This is a genomic window from Dickeya sp. CFBP 2040 (genome assembly GCF_012273755.1).
GTDB lineage: Bacteria > Pseudomonadota > Gammaproteobacteria > Enterobacterales > Enterobacteriaceae > Dickeya > Dickeya poaceiphila.
In genome coordinates this window covers 82,413-103,694 of record NZ_JAAVXH010000113.1, presented here as the reverse complement: position 1 = coordinate 103,694, position 21,282 = coordinate 82,413, and the positions used below count along the sequence as shown (strand labels likewise).

Below are 21,282 nucleotides of genomic sequence, written 5' to 3'. Positions count from 1 at the left end.
GAAATGAAGAATCAGAATATGCAATTGCAAAAATTAATCAATATGTTTGGTGGTGATCTTCAGCGTCGCTATGGAGAAAAAATCCATAAATTGACGTTACACGGCGGATTTAGCTGTCCGAATCGTGACGGTACGCTGGGACGGGGTGGTTGTACTTTCTGCAATGTGGCGTCGTTTGCGGATGAACAGATGCAGCAGCGTAGCATCGCCGAGCAACTGGCCGCACAGGCAGGCAAGGTCAACCGCGCACATCGTTATCTGGCCTATTTTCAGGCTTATACCAGCACTTATGCCGAAGTTCAGGTGTTGGCATCGATGTACCGGCAGGCGTTGACGCAGGCCGATATGGTAGGGCTATGTGTGGGTACCAGGCCGGATTGCGTACCGGATACCGTGTTGGACCTGCTGGCCGACTATCGTGAGCAAGGGTACGAAGTCTGGCTGGAACTGGGGTTGCAAAGCGCCCATGACCGGACGTTGCGACGTATCAATCGCGGACATGATTTTGCCTGTTACCGGCAGACCGCTCAGCGGGCTCGCGCCAGAGGACTCAAGGTGTGCAGCCATCTGATAGCCGGTTTGCCCGGCGAGAGCGACGAACATTGCCTGTTGACGCTGCAACGGGTGGTGGAAGCTGGCGTGGACGGCATCAAGCTGCATCCGCTGCACATCGTGACCGGTAGCGTCATGGCGAAAGCCTGGGGAGCCGGTCGATTGACGGCGTTGCCGCTGGCACATTATGTGTCGATTGCCGGTGAGATGATTCGCCACACCCCGCCTGACATTGTCTATCACCGTATCTCCGCCAGCGCCCGGCGGCCAACGTTGCTGGCGCCATTGTGGTGCGAAAATCGCTGGACCGGCATGGTCGGCATTCATGATTACCTGCAACAGCATGGCGCGCAGGGTTCCGCGTTGGGGCAGCCGTTTCAGTATTCGACAAACTAACCCCCGTGGCGGCTCGCAAATTGACCGCTCATTACCACGCACATGATTTTTTTACGGTATGATTTGCGGGTTGATGACTAAGGAACACTGTTATGAGGCAAATCAGGCTGTTGGCGCAGTACTACGTTGATTTAATGGTTAAATTGGGGCTGGTTCGGTTTTCCCTGCTACTGGCGTCGGCGCTGGTTTTGCTGGCGCTGGTGGTGCAGATGGCGGTGACGCTGTTGCTCACCGGTAAAGTGGAAAATATTGACGTAGTACGTTCTATTTTCTTCGGTTTGTTGATCACGCCCTGGGCGGTTTATTTCCTGTCCGTGGTGGTGGAACAACTTGAAGAGTCGCGCCAACGTTTGTCGCGGCTGGTGGCTAAATTGGAAGAGATGCGCCAGCGCGATCAGGAACTGAACGAACAGTTACAGGGCAACATCGCGCAGCTGAATCAGGAAATTAGTGATCGCATCAAGGCGGAAGAGGCCCGATTGCTGATGGTTTCCAAGCTGCGTGAAGAAATGGCGCGTCGTGAACAGGCACAGGTTGAACTGGAACAACAATCAGTGCTGCTGCGTTCTTTTCTCGATGCCTCGCCAGATCTGGTCTACTACCGCAATGAAAACAACGAATTTTCCAGTTGTAACCGGGCAATGGAGTTGCTGCTTGGCAAGAGTCAGAAGCAGTTGATCGGTCTGACGCCAAAAGATGTTTATCCGCCGGACATTGCCGAAAAAGTCATGGAAACCGATGAAAAAGTATTTCGCCACAACGTTTCATTGACCTATGAGCAGTGGCTGGTCTATCCGGACGGTCGCAAAGCCTGTTTCGAGTTGCGCAAGGTGCCGTTTTACGACCGCATGGGCAAGCGACATGGGCTGATGGGGTTTGGACGCGATATAACCGAGCGTAAGCGCTATCAGGACGCGTTGGAGAATGCGAGCAGGGAAAAGACCACCTTCATCTCTACTATTAGCCACGAGCTTCGTACGCCGCTTAATGGCATTGTCGGTCTGAGCCGTATTTTGCTCGACACTCACCTTGACGCAGAGCAGCAGAAATATCTGAAAACCATCCACGTCAGTGCCATCACGCTTGGCAATATTTTTAACGACATCATCGAAATGGATAAACAGGAACGACGTAAGGTTCAACTGGATAATCAGCCAGTGGATTTTGTCGGTTTTGTGGTTGACCTGGAGAATCTGGGCGGGTTGTTGGTTCAGCCCAAAGGGCTACAGCTTGAGATGGAGCTTCATCAACCGTTACCAAAAACCATCATCACCGATGGTACCCGGCTGCGCCAGATTCTGTGGAACCTCCTTAGCAATGCCGTGAAATTCACCCGTGAGGGCAGGGTATCCGTTCGGATATGGCATGAACAAGGCGAGCGGCTGCGTTTTGAGGTGGAGGATTCCGGCATAGGCATACCGGCTGACGAGTTGGAAAAAATCTTTTCCATGTACTATCAGGTCAAAGATCAACACGGTGGTAAGCCAGCTACCGGCACGGGAATTGGACTGGCGGTTTCCAAGCGTTTGGCGCAGAGCATGGGCGGTGATATTCAGGTGACCAGCAAACTGGGCAAAGGCTCCTGTTTTGCGTTGACGGTGACAGCGCCAGTCGTCGCCAATGATGAACCCGGCGAAGACGAGCAGGATGAACTGCCGTTGCCAGCGCTGCATGTGCTGTTAGTGGAAGATATTGAGCTGAATGTGGTGGTGGCGCGTTCAGTATTGGAGAAATTGGGGAGCAGCGTCGATGTGGCGATGACCGGACAGGCGGCGCTGGATATGTTCGACCCGGATGAGTTCGATCTGGTATTGCTGGATATCCAGTTGCCGGATATGACCGGTCTGGATGTGGCGCGTCGCTTGCGTGAGCGTTATGCCGGGCAGTCAATGCCGCCGTTGGTCGCTCTGACGGCAAATGTTCTCAAAGATAAAAAAGAGTATCTGGATGCTGGCATGGATGATGTGCTGAGCAAACCGCTGGCGGTGACGGCACTGACGGCGGTAATCCAGCAATATTGGGATCACCATACGCAATCGGACCAGGAAGACACGGTAGTGGATACCGGGTCGTTACAGGATCGTTTGCTGGACATACCGATGCTGGAGCAGTACCTGACCTTGGTGGGGCCAAAACTGATTCACCAGAGCCTGGCGATGTTTGAACAGATGATGCCCGGTTATCTGGCGATTCTTGATTCCAACATGACTGCCCGTGACCAGAAAGGCATCGCGGAAGAAGGACACAAAATCAAAGGCGCTGCAGGTTCGGTGGGGCTTAAACACCTGCAACAGGTTGCGCAACAGATTCAGACCACGACATTACCGGCATGGTGGGACAACGTTCAGGAATGGATTGATGAGTTGAAACATGACTGGCAGCAGGATGTGCAGGCATTGAAAGACTGGGTTTCAGAGGCTGAAAAAAAATGACACCGACCGAGGCCGGGGTGCGCGAATTATGCGCCAACACCAGGGAAAGCTGTACACCTGCGTTCGCTTTCAGATGTTATTGGTACGCAAGCGTTTTTGAAACTCCATCTATCTGGCAACACACACCATAGCAAATATGGCGCTGTTTGTTACAAGAATCATTAAAATGTGTGATGTAGATTAGTGTTTGTCAATCAAAAAATCAATTAGTTGATGTAATGAAATGAGGCATAAGTGATGAAAAAAGTTGGTGTCGTACTCAGCGGATGCGGAGTTTATGACGGTTCAGAGATTCACGAAGTTGTCTTGACTCTGCTTGCAATTGATCGTGCTGGTGCAGAGGCTGTCTGCTTTGCCCCTGATAAACAACAGTTACATGTCATTAATCACCTCAATGGTGAAGTCACTGATGAGAAACGTAATGTTTTAGCGGAGTCGGCACGTATTGCACGAGGGAAAATTCAGTCATTGTCCAGTGCCGATCCCCAGCAGTTGGATGCGCTGATTGTCCCTGGAGGATTCGGCGCTGCAAAAAATCTGAGTGATTTCGCCATTCGCGGCGTCGATTGTGAGGTTGATAACGAGCTGAAAATACTTACTCAAGAAATTCATAAGAAAAACAAACCAATCGGCTTGATTTGCATCGCTCCAGCCATGTTGCCGAAAATGCTTGATACCGCTGTACAGCTTACAATTGGTAACGATACAGAAACTGCTCAGGCGATAGAAGCAATGGGCGGTGTACACATAGCGTGCCCTGTGGATGACATTGTGGTTGATGTTGCAAACAAGGTGGTGACAACGCCTGCCTACATGCTGGCGAATTCGATTGGCGAAGCCGCTAGCGGAATTGAGAAACTGGTGGCGCGTGTTTTGGAACTGGCTGAATGAGGTCAGGTGGGGATGTAGGGAAAGGTCGATTGAGGCACATTGCCGCCTCTATTTGGCGCTGGGTGTTGCGCATCATTTGTGGTGTGTTAGCGATATGGTTGGCGGCAATCCTGTTATTTGCCTTTCTGCCTGTCCCTTTTTCCGCTGTGATGATTGATCGCCAACTCAGCGCCTGGCTGAGTGGCGATGTTGTCTATGTGGCCCATTCAGAGTGGGTCTCGATGGATGAGATCGCCGCTGTGGCACCATTAGCGGTGATCGCGGCGGAAGATCAGAAATTTTCCCAGCATTGGGGGTTCGATTTTGATGCGATTTCGGCAGCACTCAAACATAACGAGCAGCATGAAAATCGTATTCGTGGCGCATCGACCCTGTCTCAGCAGACGGTAAAAAATCTCTTGTTGTGGGACGGGCGCAGTTGGTTGCGTAAAGGCCTGGAGGCCGGTTTAACGGCGGTGGTAGAACGGGTGTGGACTAAACGTCGCATACTGACGGTTTACCTGAATATTGCCGAGTTCGGACCCGGTATTTTTGGCATTGAGGCCGCCTCGCATCAGTTCTTTAATAAACCGGCGAGCCGGCTGACGGCAGCGGAGGCCGCGCTGTTGGCCGCTGTGTTGCCGAATCCTATCCATTATCGGGCCAGTAAACCAACTGGGTATATCATGCGACGCCAGCAATGGATTTTGCGTCAGATGCGCCAGATCGGTGGAGAGAATTTTCTGGAAGCGAATCGACTCTATTAGCAAACCTGATTAGCCGGTGGGGTTTTTCCATCTGCGGTTTCTCTTTCTACCGTCTGTATGGAAATCATGGCAACTCAACATGGGGTAGAATATGCGCTATGGCATTGCTTTTCTGATGACGTTTGCACTCTGGGGGCTGGTAGTGTCTGCTGGTGTGGCGAGTGTTAGAAGCGACAATTTTGCTTATGTATTTTTACAGATGGATAAGCTTATCCAGGTCAAACAGCAATTGCGCACCCAAACTGCACCACCGCAGATGCAACTTGCTTATCAGCAGTTGTTGCAGGCGGCGGATAATGCCATGAAAAAAGCGGATCTGGCGGTGACCCAAAAACTTTCAATCCCACCCGGCGGCAATCGTCATGATTATTTGAGCCTGGCTGCGTACTGGTGGCCTGATCCGCGGAAAAAAGACGGGCTACCCTGGGTTCGGCATGACGGCAAGGTTAATCCTGCGACCAAAGGCGAGCAGACCGATGCTATCCGCCTGACGACGTTTACTGATCGGGTGCGCGTGCTGGCGTTGGCATGGTATTTCTCCGATAGACCTGAATATGCCGGGAAAGCCATTTCCATGATCCGCACCTGGTTTCTCGCGCCTGAAACACGGATGAACCCTAATCTGAATTATGCACAGGCTATTCCAGGCAGAAATGACGGTCGGGGCGCTGGCGTGCTTGATGGCCGTTTCTTTGCTACCCGCATCGTGGATGCGCTGGTCATGTTGCGACAGGCTCCAGGGTGGGGCGTGAGTGATGAACAACAGATGCGACAGTGGATGACGGAATATCTGCACTGGTTGCTGACCAGTCCTAACGGCAGGCAAGAAGCGACGGCGAAGAATAATCATGGCAGCTGGTATGCGGTGCAGGTTGCGGGTATCGCCGCTTATCTGGGCCAGTTGGAAACGGTGAAGGCGATGGTGGCATTGCAGCGCCAGAAGCTCGATCATCAACTGGCGGTGGATGGTTCACAACCGGAGGAACTGGCACGTACCCGGTCGTTCCATTACAGCGGTTTTAATCTGCAGGCTGTCAGTCTGATGGCGACGGTTGCAGGGATGTATGGCGATAATCTGTGGCGGTATCGTACCTCCCAGGGCAGCAGCCTGCTGTCGGCACTGGATTTCATGGCCTCGTATCTTGATGAGTCCAGACCCTGGCCCTATAAAGCGATGGGGCGGGAACGGCGGGAGAGTAGCTCGCTTATCCCACTGATGTTGCAGGCTGAACGCGCTATCGGTGCTTCCCGTTATCAGGTCGTTATCCGACAGGCAGGGTTTGCGCCGTTGCTAAACGGTGTGTCAGAGGGAAAAACCGGCGTGAATATTAGCGTTGATACCCGGCGCAGCATCTGGTTGCTATCTCCGCCAGCGAGCGCAGGAGTTATGGCAATACCATGATTATAAAGGAAAATGAATATGGCAGGCAGTTGTAGCCATGTGAAAGGATTGTCGTTGGTCTGGCGACCAGTGATTGGCCGCCAGGAACAACAGGGAGATTAATCCAGGTAGCTGAACGCTGTCGTCACATGCTTGACGCCGCTGACTTTGCTGGCTATCTGCGCTGCTGAAGTTGCTTCACGGCGAGTCACCATGCCGAGCAGGAAGACCTCGCCGTTTTCGGTGGTGACCTTCACGTTAGAGGATTTCACCAGGTCGCTAGCCAGCAGTTGAGAACGCACTTTGGTGGTGATCCAGGTATCCATGGACGCGGTGCCCAGTGATATCGGCGTACCTTTGCGAATTTCGTTATACACCTCGGTGGTGCCTTCAACGCCCATGGCAATCTGTTTGGCTCTGCTGGCGAGTTCGGTTGTGGGGGCCTGACCGGTGAGCAATACTTTACCCTGATAGGCGGTTGCGGAAATCCTCGCTTCTTTGCTTAATTGTGCGTCTTTACTCAGTGCGTTGGATACCCTGACTTCCAGCGTACCGTCATCGACCTGGGTGCCGACAGTCCGTGGATCAGTCGCAGATTTGGTGGCAACCGCCGCGCTACCAATTGCGACAGCGCCAATACAGCCCTGCAGCATCAGACAGGCAGACAGCACGGCAATGCAAGAGTAGATCCTCATGGAGTGCTCCTTAATCGTTCTGGTGTGGAAAAAGCGTGTTATCAATCAAATCGCACAAACAGTTGACGGTTAGCATATGCATTTCCTGAATACGGGCGCTACGGTGCGACGGAATGCGGATTTCCACATCCTGCTGACCCAGTAAACCCGCCAGTTCACCACCATCGTAACCGGTCAGGGCGACAATGTTCATGTCCCGCGTGACCGCAGCCTCCACTGCCTTGACGATATCACGGCTGTTGCCGCGCGTGGATATTGCCAACAGTACGTCGCCTGCCTGACCCAGCGCCCGCACCTGCTTAGCATAGACTTCTTCATGCAAGCGATCATTGGCGATAGCGGTTAAGACCACATTATCGGCATTAAGTGCAATCGCTGGCAAACCAGGCCGTTCGGTTTCAAAACGATTAATCATACTGGCGGCAAAATGCTGTGCGTTGGCGGCAGATGTACCGTTACCACAGCACAGGATTTTGTTGCCATTGAGCAGTGATTGCACCATCGCCAGAGCGGCGCGCGAGATGGCATCTGGTAGCGCTTCCGCTGCGGCAATCTGGGTTTGGATGCTTTCCGTGAAACAGACTTTAATTCTCTCCAGCACGTTCTGTTAACCTGTTTTGATGTTGAAAGTCATGGTGTTAATCGAGTTTCCCAAACGCATTGGGCAACCATTCCACCTGCGAACCCGTTACCGCCAATACGTCGAAACGGCAATCGGTGGAGTCGAGACTGGCGCCCTGGCGGGCTAGCCATAATGCCGCTGCGTGCAGCAATGTGCGTTGCTTTTGCCGGGTGATACTGGCTAGCGCACCGCCAAAGTCGTTATTACGGCGATAACGCACCTCAACGAAGACCCAGATGCGGCCATCGCGCATAATCAAGTCCAGTTCACCGCCACGTACCGTGACATTGGATGCCACAAAAGTCAGCCCGGCGCGTTCGAGATGGCGTCGGGCTAACTGTTCATAGCAGCTGCCAGTGATGCGCCGGTTCAGGAGGTGGGCACCAGTTGTCCCTGACGGAACTGCAGCCAGGTGAGCTTACGGTTGACGACACAATCCGGCGAGGTGCTTAGTACACCGGTGGCACCGGAAATCGAACTGCCCGGCTGGTGCAACTGTGCAAAGTTACTGGCCAGCGTCCAGGCGTCCATCCCCATGGCGAACAGCCGCACCAGCGAGTAATCGTTACGGTACTGGGTGGTGAGTTGTTGCATCAGTGCCGGGCTGGCGCCAGTCAATAATGGAATATCGCTGAACTGTAAGCCTTCCATTTCAAACCGGAAATCTGGTCCTAAACCTGCCTGATAGCTGCGTGAGCTGGCATAGAGCGCCGGGTGCGACGGGCCTTTGTTGCGCATGTCGAGCATCGGTTTGAGCAGCGTCAGCTCATCTGGCGTGGCGATGATATAAACCGCATCCACGTTGCCGTCGCTGGTGACATTAGCTATCGGCGGCGCCTGATTGGGTATCGTCAGCCCGCCAACCGTAGTGGAAGGCTGTGGTGCGGAAGTGGCTGTGATGACGGGTTGGCCGTTGAGCGCAATTCCCGCGCCGCTGTTGAGGGCCTGTTTCAGGTCATACACGCCGCCGGTGCGTTGTTGCAATACCACTCCGCCGGATTGTTGTTGCCAGGATTTGGCGAAAGCGGCGACCACCCGATCTCCAAGATTACCGCGTGGTGCCAGAATTAACGGATGCTGTTTGCCCTGTTTGTGGATGAATTGTGCTGCGTCGGTGGCTTCATCTTCTGGTGACAGCGCGAAATAACAGATATTCGGATTCGGCTGGATATGTTCTGGCTGATTAAGCGCCAGCACATTGAGGGAAGGTTTGATCCCCGGTAACTGTTCCACTTCGTTTTTGAGCAACGGGCCGACGATGGTGGTTGCACCATCTTTCTGTGCCTGAGCAATCACATTGGCCAGTGCCTGATTGGAGGTGTCGTAGACTTTCACCGGAATCGTGCTGGCTGCGGCAGTGGTGAGTGCCGGAATCACTGCCGCTGTTGGCGCAGGCGAGGCTGCGGATGGCACGCTGTTGTTTACCCCCGGCGATGGTGCGGCAGGCGTGCTCGTAGGCAGCGTGGCGACAGCAGCGGTGCTGGTCGATGGCGCTGTCTGGGACGGCTGTACAGGCATTGCCAACACAGCCTGTCCGCTTCTGGCGGCGCTAAATCCTTGCTGAATAGCGTTGGCGAATACCTGTGCCTGGCCATTTAACGGCAGCAACAAGGCAATGGCGTTGCCACCGCTAGCCGGGACGTTCTCCGCTGAGGGTGCCGTTGCAGCCGGCGGTGTGCCGCCCAGTTGAGACGGCAGTTGTTTGGCTGCGGGGTGGCGAGGATAACGTTTCTTCCAGTCTTCTATCGCAGCTTGCAGGTCTGACGGAACCTGAGATTTGGTCTGCCAGAGATTCAGCAGGTCCAGCCAGCCTTGCAGGGTATTTTCGTCAACGTTGATCACCATCGAACCGAGATCCTGCTGGGTGAGGCGAGTCAGGGCAGTCCAGGTTTGATCCATATTGCGCTGGTGAGCATCACCTTGCAGCAGCGGTTCCAGCCCGATATAAGCGCGGATCAACGTCAGCGAGGCGTGATCCTGAGCCGCTTTAATTTGCGTCTGGTAATAGCGCTCCTGCTGTTGAGGCGACAGCGATTTCACGTCCAGTTGCGCCAGCGTGGTGTTGGCCGCGTTCATATCGTTTTGTGCAGCAGCCAGTTCAGCCGTCAGCAGGCGCTGTTCCTGACGCTGTTTATCGCTTAATTGCGGCGGCAGTGCGCTTAACTGAGTACCCGCTTGCGGGAGTTTGCCTTCCTGAATCAGGGCATGAATCGCAAGTAATTGCCATTCAGCCTTGCTATCATCACCACTTTGCTGCATCTGCTGCAGGTAGTAATCGGAGGATGCGCCAGCTTTGGCCTCTATACGTTGCTGGGTTGCGGTGCCTTGTGGTGCCTGGCTGGGGCAGCCAGCGAGAAACAGTGCCGCCAGCAGGACAGGAACCAAACGGCCTGCATGGGTACGGACAGAATTTAACGGAAGCATACTGTATCCAGTGATGTTTTAACGATGTTCAATATTAAATCGGTAAATCGGATGAAACAATGAATCAAGACCAACAAGCTCAGATTTCCGCCTCCACGCTTTACATTGTTCCCACGCCTATCGGCAATCTGGCGGATATCACGCAGCGGGCGCTGACGGTGTTACAACAGGTTGATCTTATTGCAGCAGAAGATACCCGTCATACCGGTTTATTGTTACAACATTTCGCTATTAATGCGCGCCTGTTCGCACTCCATGACCACAACGAACAGCAAAAGGCGGAGCAATTGCTGGCGCGCTTGCAACAAGGCATGAGTATCGCGTTGGTGTCGGATGCGGGTACACCGTTGATTAACGACCCCGGTTACCATCTGGTTCGGCGATGCCGCGAGGCTGGCGTGCGCGTTGTGCCGTTGCCGGGGCCGTGTGCGGCGATTACCGCGTTATCCGCCGCTGGTTTGCCGTCGGATCGCTTTTGTTATGAGGGGTTCCTGCCTGCGAAGACTAAGGCGCGTAAGGACAGGCTGCGCGACCTGTTGGAAGAGCCGCGTACCCTGATTTTTTACGAATCAACCCACCGATTGCTGGATAGCCTGCAGGATATGGTTGAGGTCTGGGGGCCGGATCGTTATGTGGTGCTGGCGCGGGAACTGACCAAAACCTGGGAATCGCTGTACGGCGCGCCGGTGGGGGAGTTGTTGGCCTGGGTACAGGAAGACGAGAACCGCCGTAAAGGCGAGATGGTGTTGATTGTGGAAGGGCATCAGCCTGACGAAGAGGCATTATCTGCAGCGGCGTTGCGTACCTTGCAACTGTTGCGGGCGGAATTGCCGCTGAAGAAAGCGGCGGCGTTGGCGGCAGAAATCCATGGTGTGAAAAAGAACGCGCTTTACCGCTACGGGCTGGAGCAGGAAGAAGGTCATGCATAATCAGGGATGACAAGCAGGCAGATTTGCCCTATTATCCGCGCCGAAGTTGACCAGACAGTCGCCGCTTCATTGCCATCCTCCGTTAGGGGGAGACAGATGGAGGGGAGGAAAGTCCGGGCTCCATAGGGCAGGGTGCCAGGTAACGCCTGGGGGGCGAAAGCCTACGACCAGTGCAACAGAGAGCAAACCGCCGATGGCCTGCGCAAGCGGGATCAGGTAAGGGTGAAAGGGTGCGGTAAGAGCGCACCGCGCGGCTGGCAACAGTCCGTGGCACGGTAAACTCCACCCGGAGCAAGGCCAAATAGGGGTTCACATGGTACGGCCCGTACTGAACCCGGGTAGGCTGCTTGAGCCAGCGCGCGAGTTCTGGCCTAGATGAATGGCTGTCCACGACAGAACCCGGCTTATCGGTCAACTTCACTTCTTCATAACCCCGCCATTCGGCGGGGTTTTTTTATGTCGTTATCCGATGATGCTGCAAATCGTCAAATTTATTGACAATCATCATCATGGTAATCCGACTGTATCGTTGGAACAGTAACGGTAAAGTATCTTTTATAGATACTGATTACCTCACTGTTACTAAGGATATCGTTATGAGTACTTCCCGGATGCCTGCACTTTTTCTGGGCCACGGTAGCCCGATGAATGCGCTGGAAGACAATCACTACACACAAGCCTGGCATAAACTGGGAAAAACTTTGCCTCGTCCGAAGGCGATAGTGGCGGTATCTGCACACTGGTATACCCGTGGTACAGCAGTCACGGCGATGGATAAGCCGCGCACTATTCATGATTTTGGCGGTTTCCCGCAGGCATTATTCGAAACCCAATACCCGGCGCCTGGGGCGCCAGAGGTGGCTAAACGGGTTCAGGAGTTGCTGGCGCCGGTTCCGGTATATGCAGACCATAAGGAATGGGGATTAGATCACGGTACCTGGGGCGTACTTATCAAGGTATATCCACAGGCGGATATACCGATAGTGCAACTTAGCGTCGATGGTACTAAACCGCCTGCTTATCACTATGATCTGGGCTGCAAACTATCTGCGTTGCGAGACGAGGGCATTATGATTGTTGCCAGCGGGAATGTGGTGCACAACCTGCGGATGATCAAGTGGAACGGCGAGGGCGACCCCTATAGCTGGGCCACGTCATTCAACGATTTTGTGCGCAGCAATCTGGCCTGGCAGGGTGATGTGGCGGAACATCCGTTGGTGAATTTTATGCAACACAATGATGCCGCCCTGTCTAATCCGACGCCGGATCATTTCTTGCCGCTGTTGTATGTACTGGGTAGCTGGAATGGCCAGGAGCCGGTTACCACACCGACGGATGGCATTGTGATGGGGTCGCTCAGCATGATGTCGGTGCAGGTTGGATAACGGCTTCTGGCAATGAAAACCTCTACCAAATGAAAACCTCCCATTAGGTAAAGCATCTATCGCCTGAAAGGGCGATAGATGTGTCGTGTGCAACGTTCTGACATTAATCCAGAATGATATGCGGATAGAAGCGGGACAAATCCTGAGTAATCAGTTCCCGGTCTTCCCGTAGTCCGATACCACAAGGGGTATCGCCCACCAGCCAACTACCGATTAGCGTATAGCTGTCATTGAATCGGGGCAGAGGGTGGAATTGTTGCATGATGGAACCTTCTTCACCGTAGGGACCGTCCACCGCGGCAATCTGTTTGCCCTGCCGGTAAATCTGTATGTTGGCGCCTTCGCGGGAAAACAGCGGCTTAACCACGTAATCGCTCATTGCTGGCGGGTTGTCTTCGGTGAAATAGGCCGGCAACAGGTTGGGATGGTTGGGGAACATCTGCCATAACATCGGCAACAGCGCCTTGTTGGATAGCACGCTTTTCCAGCCGGGTTCCAGCCAACGCACCCCGGCGTCCGCCAGCTTGGTGGAGAAGGTTTCGCGCAGCATGAACTCCCACGGGTAGAGTTTGAACAGGTTGCCGATGGTGTGGTCCTGTAGGTCGGTGAATTGCCCGCGGTCTCCCAGACCAATCTCATCAATGTACAGGAACTGGCTCGGAACGCCGGCTTCCTGCGCGCAATCCTGTAAATACTGGACTGTCCCGCGATCTTCCTCCGTGTCCCGACAGCAGGTGAAATGCATAGCGCTGAAACCGTGATGGGTTCGCAGATATTCAAAACGTTCAATCAGCCTTTCTTGCAGGCTGTTGTATTGATCCGCGTGCTGCGGCAGCAAGCCAGCGTGGATCTGGTCTTCCAGCCAGATCCACTGAAAGAAAGCCGACTCGTACAAAGAGGTCGGGGTATCGGCGTTATTTTCCAACAGTTTGGCCGGGTTTTTGCCGTCATAGGCCAAATCCAGTCGCGCATAAAGCGCTGGCTGGCGCGATAACCACGAACTGCGCACGAAGTCCCAGGTGTGACGGGGAATGCGGAATTTGGTCAGCAACGCTTCACTGTTAACCACCTTATCGACCACCTGCAGGCACATCTGGTTTAGCTCGGCGGTTGTCTCTTCCAGTTCTTCAATTTGCGCCAGCGTAAACTGATAGCAGGCATCTTCACACCAGTAGGGCTCGCCATACATCGTATGGAAGCGAAAGCCATACTCAGCCGCTTTTTCCTGCCAGTTCGGACGTTGGTTAATTGCAATACGTTTCATATCAGGCGACCTTATCCCCCGAAGGAACGACGGATCGGCGCAGCACCGTCGGTTTGACGTGAGCTGCCGCCTGTAGAATAGGCACCAGTACTGCTAGTTGAGCTGGCTGCAGCGCGATCTTTATCACGATTGTCAGTCATGTTGGCTGCCGGCGTGCTGTTAAGTTTGTTCACGGTGCCGCCAAAACCGCCACGAGTCGTGGTAATGCTGGAGGTCGGCTTAGGCGTCATGGCGTCTTTAGGAACGGTGATGGTGTGCCCGGTAGTGGAACCATAATTTTTGCCGCTGGCGTCAACATAACTGCCGCTGGCGGGATTATTAGGCGTATTCGGGCGGAAGACCGGTTGCTGGGCAACATTGTTGCCGCCCATCAGCTTGCCCATCATAAAGCCTGCCATTAGCGGCATCCAAAAACTGCCGCTTTGTTGTGGCGCAGCGCCGGTGGTGCTGCTTGACTGGGTGCACTGGTTTTCGCCGAATGCCGCCACGCACTCTTCACGGGTGGCGTATTTGGGGGCGGTTCTTTCCGCTTCTTTCTGGGCCTTGTTATAGGTGGCGGTACACTGGTCTTTCATCGACGGGTTAGCGCGGGAACAGTCATCCGCGTTCTGGTAGAGCGTGACAGTTTCGTCGGATTTCTCACAACCAGTGAGGATGAAAACGGTACTGACGGCCAGCGCGACAGGGGCGATACGGTAACCCCAGTGCTTACGGAAACGAGCGTGATTAATGTCTGATGTTCTTTTCATCGGTTAATCCCAGCGGGAACAGGGCATCATGCCCATCATGTTAATAATAAGTATGCATTTATAAAGTGCGCTTAAGCATAGGAGAAGGATTGTCGGCTTGTAAAGCGCCGCTGCCGGAGGCGGTGTTTGTATGAGACGATGTGTAGATGTTGCCAGTATTATGAAGCAGGGGAACCCCTGTAGGCTCCCCTGTTGGTTATGATTAAGGTCTGGCCTTGGTCGTGGTTGTCACTGAGACGGGGGTGGCTGCCGGGACTGGGGTATCGTCGCCGATGGCTGCCGACGTAGGCACAGGTTTGCCCAGCATCGCGTTCAGCGTGCGCAGATCGTCTTCATTTAACGTACCGAGCGCCTGCTTAAGGTTCAACTGGTTGATCAGGTAGTCATAGCGTGCGCCGGACAACTGCTGCTTGGCGTTGTACAGCGTGGAAGTGGCGTCCAGCACATCGACGATAGTACGGGTGCCCACCTGATAACCGGCTTCCATTGCATCCAGTGAGCTTTGTGCAGACACTACCGCCTGTTTGTAAGCGTTGACGCTGCTGATGGAGGCGGAAATGTTGTTATGTGCGGAACGCAGCGTCTGAATGACTGAACGGTGCGCGCTTTCCAGATTTTCGCTGGACGCCACAAAACTGTATTGCGCCTGTTTCACTTTGGATGAGGTGCCGCCGCCGCTGTAGATAGGCACAGAGAGGCTAAGACCAACCTGATTCTGGCCCACATAGGTATCGGTAAGATTGCTTGCTGCTACGCGAGAGCCGGAATAATTGGTATTGGTCACGCCAGTGGACGCGGTCAGATTCAGCGTCGGCAGATGGCCGCTTTCCGCGCTGCGAATCTGTTCGCGTGCCAGATCCTGACTCAGGCGTGCGGACAACAGGCTAAGGTTGCGATTTTCCGCCTCTTTGAGCAGACCATTCACGGCATCAGGTTTCTGCTGGCTGAAGTGCTCAATATTCAGTGCTGCCAGTTGTGGATAGAACTGACCGGTCACCTGGCGCAGGTTTTCCATCGCGTTATCTAGGTTGTTGCGTGCGGTCACTTCGTTCGCCAGTACGCTGTCATACTGGGCACGCGCGTTCTGTACGTCGGTGATGGCGACCAGGCCGACATTGAAGCGCTGGGTGGTCTGGTCGAGTTCGCGGTAGATAGCCTTTTTCTGAGCGCTGACGTAAGACAGCGCATCAATCGTGCGCAGCACGTTGAAGTAGGCAGTCGCGGTATTGAGCAGCAATGTCTGCTGAGAAGTCTGGTAGCTAACATCCTGAATACCAGCCTGTTTTTCCTGAAGCGTCAAAGAACGCCACAGCGACATGTTGAAGATAGACTGGGTTAACTGCAACGAGGCACTGGTGACATTATTGTTGACGTCTTTGCGGTCGCGGTATCCGCTATTGTAAGTGTAATCCGCACCCAAACCTAACTGAGGCAGCAAGGAGGAGCGGGCTTCATTAATTTTCTCGAAAGCCGCATCTCGGTTGGCGGCAGCGCTGCGTAAATCCGGATTAGTCGTTTTAGCCTGCTGGTAAACCTGTAACAGGTCTTCGGCCTGGCTTGCGGCACTAAAGCCAACCAGACCCAGACTGATGAGAAGTGGTAGCAGTTTCTTCATTTGCATTCCTTGTTGTGCAGCAAAGTTTTGTGGTTGCGCCATCTGAAGACGATATACCTGCCGATTCTATCAGAATCGACTAATCGAATTAGGTGGCTGAATGTGCCATCTTTTCCTTGCGGTTATCCAAAAAGCCGATTTTACTTAGCAATTTGGGATTAGGCACGATATACGGCAGCGTGCCAGAGACTGCACCGGCAGGAGTGCTGTTCCAGAGCGCGCAAAGACATTGCGTTAATATCCGGAACGCCTCATCCTTGCTGGTGGACGTTTTCCGCATCTGATTATCCGTATCGGGCTGGCACGAGTGCACGATGAATATTGCACAAAACGGTGAGTGCCTGTCCACGTTTTCGCCTATAAAAATGGCGTGCCCGCCGTGTTGTCCACAGGAGTTGAGTTTATGGCGCCTTCAGATACACATCCCGGTACTTTTGCCAAAGATGATGTAGAAATTATTGCACGCGAAACACTCTATAAAGGTTTTTTTTCACTACAACGTTACCGATTTCGCCACCGTCTGTTCAACGGCGGCATGAGCGGCGAAGTCAGCCGGGAAATTCTGGAACGTGGTCATGCCGTGGTGCTGTTGCCCTATGATCCGGTGCGTGACGAAGTGGTATTGATAGAACAGATTCGCATCGCCGCCTATGACACCAGCGTGTCGCCGTGGTTGTTCGAGCTGGTTGCCGGCATGATTGAGCCGGGCGAAAGTCACGAAGAGGTTGCGCGCCGCGAAGCGCAGGAAGAAGCGGGGCTGGTGGTGCAGCGTTGTCACCCGGCTATCAATTATCTGGCTAGCCCCGGCGGCACCAGTGAGCGTCTGGCTATCTGGGTCGGTGAGGTGGATGCGCGCACTGCCAGCGGTATTCATGGGCTGGCGGAAGAAAACGAAGATATCCGCGTGCATGTGGTCAGCCGCGAGCAGAGTTATCAGTGGGTTGAGCAAGGGATTATTGACAACGCCGCCTCTGTCATTGCCTTGCAATGGTTGGCATTGCACCATGAGGCATTAAAAAAAGCCTGGGTGGACGGATAATGAAACGTTATACCCCTGATTTTCCGGAAATGATGCGGCTGAGTGAGCTGAACTTCGCGCAGCTACGCCGTTTGCTGCCCCGCAATGAAGAGGTAGGGGCCACAGTGGTTTATCAGGTCCATAATGCCAGCTACCGTTTAACCATTCTGGAATCGACGCGATATACCGCACTGGTGGAGATCCAGCAGATTGCGCCGTCGGTCAGTTACTGGAGCCTGCCGACGATGGTGGTGCGGCTGTATTACGATGCGATGGTTGCGGAAGTGTGTTCCAGTCAGCAGATCTTCCGCTTTAAGGCACGTTATGATTATCCGAATAAGAAGTTACATCAACGTGATGAAAAGCATCAGATTAATCAGTTTCTTGCCGACTGGCTAAGATATTGCCTGGCGTGTGGTTCAATGTCGGTCCCTGTGTGTTAGAACGTTGAGGTTGCAGGGGCGTTGGCCGTGTTTTCTGGCCCATTTTTTAGGTCTTAACCCATCGGGGTCGCTGTAAGCAGCGTTAGCGCTGGTTTATCATTATCCCCGCTCGCTGCTTTAGCGGCAAGGCGGGTTATTTAAGGGTATGGACCGATTTGTTCGGCAGATTGCAAAGACCCAAGGACACTATTTGGAAAGCCTGTTGACACTTCCTGTGGCGCGTGGGGCCAGAATCAGGATTTTACAAATAACAGATACCCACCTTTTTGCCGACGAGCAGGGGACTCTGCTGGGCGTAAATACTTACCGTAGCTATCAGGCGGTGCTGAATGCCATCGCCGCCCAGCAATATGACGTCGATCTGATTACCGCCACAGGCGATTTGGCACAGGATCATACGCAGGATGCCTACACGCATTTTGCTAATGGTATCCGTCGTTTTAATGCGCCTTGCGTCTGGTTACCCGGAAACCATGACTTCCAGCCCGCCATGGTGGATGTGTTGGCCCGGTCGGGGATTACACCTTCCAAACATGTGCTATTGGGCGAGGATTGGCAGGTGATCCTGCTGGATAGTCAGGTGTTCGGCGTGCCGCACGGCGAACTGAGTGAATACCAACTGGAATGGCTGGAGCGCAGCCTGCAAAGTCAGCCGGAGCGTCATACCTTGCTGATGCTGCACCATCATCCATTGCCGTCAGGCTGTACCTGGCTGGATCAGCACAGCCTGCGCAATGCTCACAGTCTGGATGCGTTGCTGGCCCGTTTTACGCGGGTGCGAACTGTACTGTGCGGTCATATTCATCAGGAAATGGATCTGGACTGGAACGGTCGCCGCTTGCTGGCGACGCCATCGACCTGTGTGCAGTTCAAGCCGCATTGTACGACTTTTACCATCGATAATTCTATGCCTGGCTGGCGCTATCTGGAATTGTTACCGGATGGCGGAGTGGAAACTCAGGTATGTCGTCTTGAGGGGAATGAATTTCTACCAGATATGGATGCGGACGGTTACTGATGCCCACTCTGCTTTATCTTCACGGTTTCAATAGCTCGCCGTTGTCGGCGAAAGCGTCGGCGTTGCAGCAGTGGCTGGCGCAGCAGCATCCCCATATTGAGATGCTGGTGCCGCAATTGCCGCCTTACCCGGCGGACGCGGCGGAACTGATGGAGCAACTGGTCATGGAGCGAGCCGGGCGACCGCTCGGTCTGGTCGGGTCGTCGTTGGGCGGTTATTACGCCACCTGGTTGTCTCAGTGTTTTCGCCTGCCGGCGGTGGTGGTCAACCCCGCGGTGCGGCCTTATGAACTGTTGCTTGATTTCCTGGGTCAGCAGCAGAACCCCTATACCGGCGAGCAATATGTGTTAGAGTCACGGCACATTTACGATCTCAAGGTGATGCAGGTCGAGCCGCTGGAATCTCCGGATTTACTATGGTGCCTGCTGCAGACCGGGGATGAGGTGCTGGATTACCGTCAGGCCGTCGCTTATTACACAGCATGTCGTCAGACGGTGGAATCCGGTGGTAATCACACGTTTGTAGGGTTTGAACACTACTTTACGCCGATTATCGACTTCCTCGGATTGACAGCGGACTGACTCATTTCGGCGCTGCTGCGATGACCAGTTGGTGCCATTCATCACCTTTATCCCGTTATGTCAGGCTGGTCAACGCGCTTTGATGGCGTTTTCATCCTGATAATCGGCGCTTGGCGTGGTGCCTGCGCCACGTATAATCGCGGGATATCGTCTTACTTTCAAACAACGACAACATTCATTCTAACCATGACGCAATCAAGTTATAACGCTGATGCGATTGAAGTCCTCAGCGGGCTGGAGCCAGTGCGCCGCCGTCCGGGGATGTATACCGATACCACCCGTCCCAACCATCTGGGACAAGAGGTGATTGACAACAGCGTTGACGAAGCGCTGGCCGGTCACGCCCGGCGCATTGACGTGATCCTGCATCCTGATCAATCGCTGGAAGTGATTGACGACGGGCGCGGAATGCCGGTGGATATCCACCCGGAAGAGGGCGTCCCTGCCGTCGAACTGATTCTGTGCCGCCTACATGCCGGGGGCAAATTCTCCAACAAGAATTACCAGTTTTCCGGCGGCTTGCACGGCGTGGGGATTTCTGTCGTCAATGCGCTGTCCAACCGGGTGGAAGTCACGGTGCGCCGCGATGGTCAGGTTTACGACATCGCTTTTGAAAATGGCGACAAAGTACAGGATTTGACGGTGACCGGCAGCTGCGGACGCCGTAACACCGGCACCAGGGTGCGGTTCTGGCCGGATGCGACCTTCTTTGACAGCCCACGGTTTTCCGTGTTGTCCCTGACGCATTTGCTGAAAGCCAAGGCGGTGCTGTGTCCGGGCGTTGAAATTGTCTTCAAAGACGGCGTAAACGACACCGAACAGCGTTGGTGTTATCAGGGTGGGTTGAGCGATTACCTGTGCGAAGCGGTCAACGGCCTGCCGACGCTGCCGGAAAAACCGTTCGTCGGCGCTATCCCCGGTGATACCGAAGCGGTGGAGTGGGCATTGCTGTGGTTGCCGGAAGGCGGTGAGCTGTTGACCGAAAGTTACGTTAACTTGATCCCGACCATGCAAGGCGGCACCCACGTCAACGGATTGCGACAAGGGTTGCTCGATGCGATGCGTGAGTTTTGCGAATTCCGCAATATACTGCCGCGCGGCGTCAAGCTCAGTGCTGAAGACATCTGGGAGCGCTGCGCTTATGTGTTATCGCTGAAGATGCAGGACCCGCAGTTTGCCGGGCAGACCAAAGAGCGGTTGTCGTCGCGCCAGTCGGCGGCATTTGTCTCCGGCGTGGTCAAAGACGCGTTCAGCCTGTGGCTGAACCAGAATGTGCAGGCGGCGGAGCAACTGGCGGAGATGGCTATCTCCAGCGCCCAGCGTCGTATGCGTGCGGCCAAGAAAGTGGTGCGTAAGAAACTGACCAGTGGCCCGGCGCTGCCCGGTAAACTGGCGGATTGCACCTCGCAGGATCTGAGCAAGACCGAGCTGTTTCTGGTGGAAGGGGATTCAGCAGGCGGCTCCGCCAAGCAGGCACGTGACCGTGAATATCAGGCGATCATGCCGCTCAAGGGGAAGATCCTCAACACTTGGGAAGTGTCGTCGGACGAGGTGCTGGCATCGCAGGAAGTGCATGATATTTCGGTGGCGATCGGCATCGATCCTGACAGTGACGACCTGAGCCAGTTGCGTTACGGCAAGATCTGTATTCTGGCGGATGCGGATTCCGACGGGTTACACATTGCCACGCTGCTGTGTGCGCTGTTCGTGCGCCACTTCCGCGCGCTGGTGCAGGGCGGCCATGTCTATGTCGCCATGCCGCCGCTGTATCGTATCGACCTCGGCAAAGAGGTGTATTACGCGCTGGATGAAGAAGAGAAAGCCGGCATTCTGGAACAGCTCAAACGCAAGAAAGGCAAGCCTAACGTCCAGCGTTTCAAAGGGTTGGGTGAAATGAACCCGATGCAGTTGCGTGAGACCACGCTGGACCCCAACACCCGCCGTTTGGTGCAGCTCACCATCAATGAACAGGACATTGAGCAGACGCTGGCGACCATGGATATGCTGTTGGCGAAAAAGCGTTCTGAAGATCGCCGCAACTGGCTCCAGGAGAAGGGCGACAAGGCCGAGCTTGACGTCTGATCGCCGCAGATGACGTGCTGTCTTGCGGGAAGACCTGCGCGGTGAAGCTAGGGCTGGGG

19 protein-coding genes and 1 other RNA gene are annotated in these 21,282 nt (G+C 54.3%); 13 read left to right on the top strand and 7 right to left on the bottom strand.

Annotation, left to right across the window (positions count from 1 at the left end; all coding sequences use genetic code 11):
- Window positions 1-18 precede the first annotated feature (18 nt).
- The 5 genes from Dpoa2040_RS17290 to Dpoa2040_RS17270 all read left to right on the top strand — a co-directional run bounded on the left by Dpoa2040_RS17290 (window position 19) and on the right by Dpoa2040_RS17270 (window position 6,419).
- Window positions 19-948: a TIGR01212 family radical SAM protein gene (locus Dpoa2040_RS17290; RefSeq protein ID WP_042873721.1), complete on the top strand. Its 930-nt coding sequence runs from the start codon at window positions 19-21 to the stop codon at window positions 946-948.
- A gap of 92 nt (window positions 949-1,040) precedes the next feature.
- Window positions 1,041-3,380: an aerobic respiration two-component sensor histidine kinase ArcB gene (gene arcB, locus Dpoa2040_RS17285; protein ID WP_042867987.1), complete on the top strand. Its 2,340-nt coding sequence runs from the start codon at window positions 1,041-1,043 to the stop codon at window positions 3,378-3,380.
- Between the two features lie 237 nt (window positions 3,381-3,617).
- A complete protein-coding gene (gene elbB, locus Dpoa2040_RS17280; RefSeq protein WP_168642078.1) occupies window positions 3,618-4,271 on the top strand; it encodes an isoprenoid biosynthesis glyoxalase ElbB in 654 nt (217 codons plus the stop codon).
- The gene (gene mtgA, locus Dpoa2040_RS17275; protein WP_168642033.1) at window positions 4,268-5,017 is read left to right on the top strand and encodes a monofunctional biosynthetic peptidoglycan transglycosylase; all 750 of its coding nucleotides are present in this window, start codon (window positions 4,268-4,270) and stop codon (window positions 5,015-5,017) included. Before elbB ends, mtgA begins: the two co-directional genes overlap by 4 nt.
- Before the next feature lie 91 nt (window positions 5,018-5,108).
- Entirely contained in the window at window positions 5,109-6,419 is a 1,311-nt protein-coding gene (locus Dpoa2040_RS17270) for an alginate lyase family protein (protein ID WP_168642032.1), read from the top strand.
- Between the two features lie 98 nt (window positions 6,420-6,517).
- On the opposite strand, the gene dolP is transcribed toward Dpoa2040_RS17270, so the two are convergent.
- From dolP to Dpoa2040_RS17250, 4 genes are read right to left on the bottom strand one after another with little or no spacing between them, the layout of a single operon-like run.
- Entirely contained in the window at window positions 6,518-7,093 is a 576-nt protein-coding gene (gene dolP / locus Dpoa2040_RS17265; RefSeq protein WP_042867996.1) for a division/outer membrane stress-associated lipid-binding lipoprotein, read from the bottom strand.
- A 10-nt stretch (window positions 7,094-7,103) separates the two neighbouring features.
- Window positions 7,104-7,694, bottom strand: a complete 591-nt coding sequence (diaA, locus tag Dpoa2040_RS17260; RefSeq protein ID WP_042867999.1) for a DnaA initiator-associating protein DiaA — start codon at window positions 7,692-7,694, stop codon at window positions 7,104-7,106.
- Between the two features lie 37 nt (window positions 7,695-7,731).
- Window positions 7,732-8,088 (bottom strand): YraN family protein, encoded by a 357-nt coding sequence (locus Dpoa2040_RS17255; protein WP_210424003.1) that lies wholly within the window; start codon window positions 8,086-8,088, stop codon window positions 7,732-7,734.
- Window positions 8,085-10,139: a penicillin-binding protein activator gene (locus Dpoa2040_RS17250; protein WP_168642031.1), complete on the bottom strand. Its 2,055-nt coding sequence runs from the start codon at window positions 10,137-10,139 to the stop codon at window positions 8,085-8,087. Before Dpoa2040_RS17250 ends, Dpoa2040_RS17255 begins: the two co-directional genes overlap by 4 nt.
- A 59-nt stretch (window positions 10,140-10,198) precedes the next feature.
- Between Dpoa2040_RS17250 and rsmI the strand changes: the two genes are divergently transcribed.
- The 3 genes from rsmI (at window position 10,199) to ygiD (ending at window position 12,453) form a co-directional block, all read left to right on the top strand.
- Window positions 10,199-11,068 (top strand): 16S rRNA (cytidine(1402)-2'-O)-methyltransferase, encoded by an 870-nt coding sequence (gene rsmI, locus Dpoa2040_RS17245; RefSeq protein WP_168642030.1) that lies wholly within the window; start codon window positions 10,199-10,201, stop codon window positions 11,066-11,068.
- A 42-nt stretch (window positions 11,069-11,110) separates the two neighbouring features.
- Window positions 11,111-11,491: RNase P RNA component class A (rnpB, locus tag Dpoa2040_RS17240), an RNA gene on the top strand.
- Between the two features lie 173 nt (window positions 11,492-11,664).
- Window positions 11,665-12,453 carry a 4,5-DOPA dioxygenase extradiol gene (gene ygiD, locus Dpoa2040_RS17235; protein WP_168642029.1) on the top strand — a complete coding sequence of 263 codons (789 nt, stop codon included), beginning with the start codon at window positions 11,665-11,667 and terminating at the stop codon, window positions 12,451-12,453.
- A gap of 103 nt (window positions 12,454-12,556) precedes the next feature.
- On the opposite strand, the gene Dpoa2040_RS17230 is transcribed toward ygiD, so the two are convergent.
- The 3 genes from Dpoa2040_RS17230 to tolC form a co-directional block, all read right to left on the bottom strand.
- Window positions 12,557-13,717 carry a glutathionylspermidine synthase family protein gene (locus tag Dpoa2040_RS17230; RefSeq protein WP_168642028.1) on the bottom strand — a complete coding sequence of 387 codons (1,161 nt, stop codon included), beginning with the start codon at window positions 13,715-13,717 and terminating at the stop codon, window positions 12,557-12,559.
- A gap of 11 nt (window positions 13,718-13,728) precedes the next feature.
- Window positions 13,729-14,466, bottom strand: coding sequence for a DUF1190 family protein (locus Dpoa2040_RS17225; protein ID WP_168642027.1), 738 nt, complete (start codon window positions 14,464-14,466; stop codon window positions 13,729-13,731).
- 202 nt (window positions 14,467-14,668) lie between these two features.
- The gene (tolC, locus tag Dpoa2040_RS17220) at window positions 14,669-16,081 is read right to left on the bottom strand and encodes an outer membrane channel protein TolC (RefSeq protein WP_042868016.1); all 1,413 of its coding nucleotides are present in this window, start codon (window positions 16,079-16,081) and stop codon (window positions 14,669-14,671) included.
- Window positions 16,082-16,484: 403 nt separating this feature from the next.
- On the opposite strand from tolC, the gene nudF reads away from it, so the two are divergent.
- From nudF to parE, 5 genes are all read left to right on the top strand, one after another.
- Window positions 16,485-17,120 (top strand): ADP-ribose diphosphatase, encoded by a 636-nt coding sequence (gene nudF / locus Dpoa2040_RS17215; RefSeq protein ID WP_146411624.1) that lies wholly within the window; start codon window positions 16,485-16,487, stop codon window positions 17,118-17,120.
- Window positions 17,120-17,542, top strand: a complete 423-nt coding sequence (locus tag Dpoa2040_RS17210; RefSeq protein ID WP_210423999.1) for a DUF1249 family protein — start codon at window positions 17,120-17,122, stop codon at window positions 17,540-17,542. The genes nudF and Dpoa2040_RS17210 overlap by 1 nt, the downstream gene beginning before the upstream one ends.
- Before the next feature lie 190 nt (window positions 17,543-17,732).
- A complete protein-coding gene (gene cpdA, locus Dpoa2040_RS17205) occupies window positions 17,733-18,560 on the top strand; it encodes a 3',5'-cyclic-AMP phosphodiesterase (protein WP_168642026.1) in 828 nt (275 codons plus the stop codon).
- Window positions 18,560-19,141: an esterase YqiA gene (gene yqiA, locus Dpoa2040_RS17200; protein WP_042868023.1), complete on the top strand. Its 582-nt coding sequence runs from the start codon at window positions 18,560-18,562 to the stop codon at window positions 19,139-19,141. Before cpdA ends, yqiA begins: the two co-directional genes overlap by 1 nt.
- A gap of 186 nt (window positions 19,142-19,327) precedes the next feature.
- On the top strand, window positions 19,328-21,223 hold the full coding sequence (gene parE, locus Dpoa2040_RS17195) for a DNA topoisomerase IV subunit B (RefSeq protein WP_168642025.1): 1,896 nt from the start codon (window positions 19,328-19,330) through the stop codon (window positions 21,221-21,223).
- The last annotated feature ends 59 nt before the right edge of the window (window positions 21,224-21,282 follow it).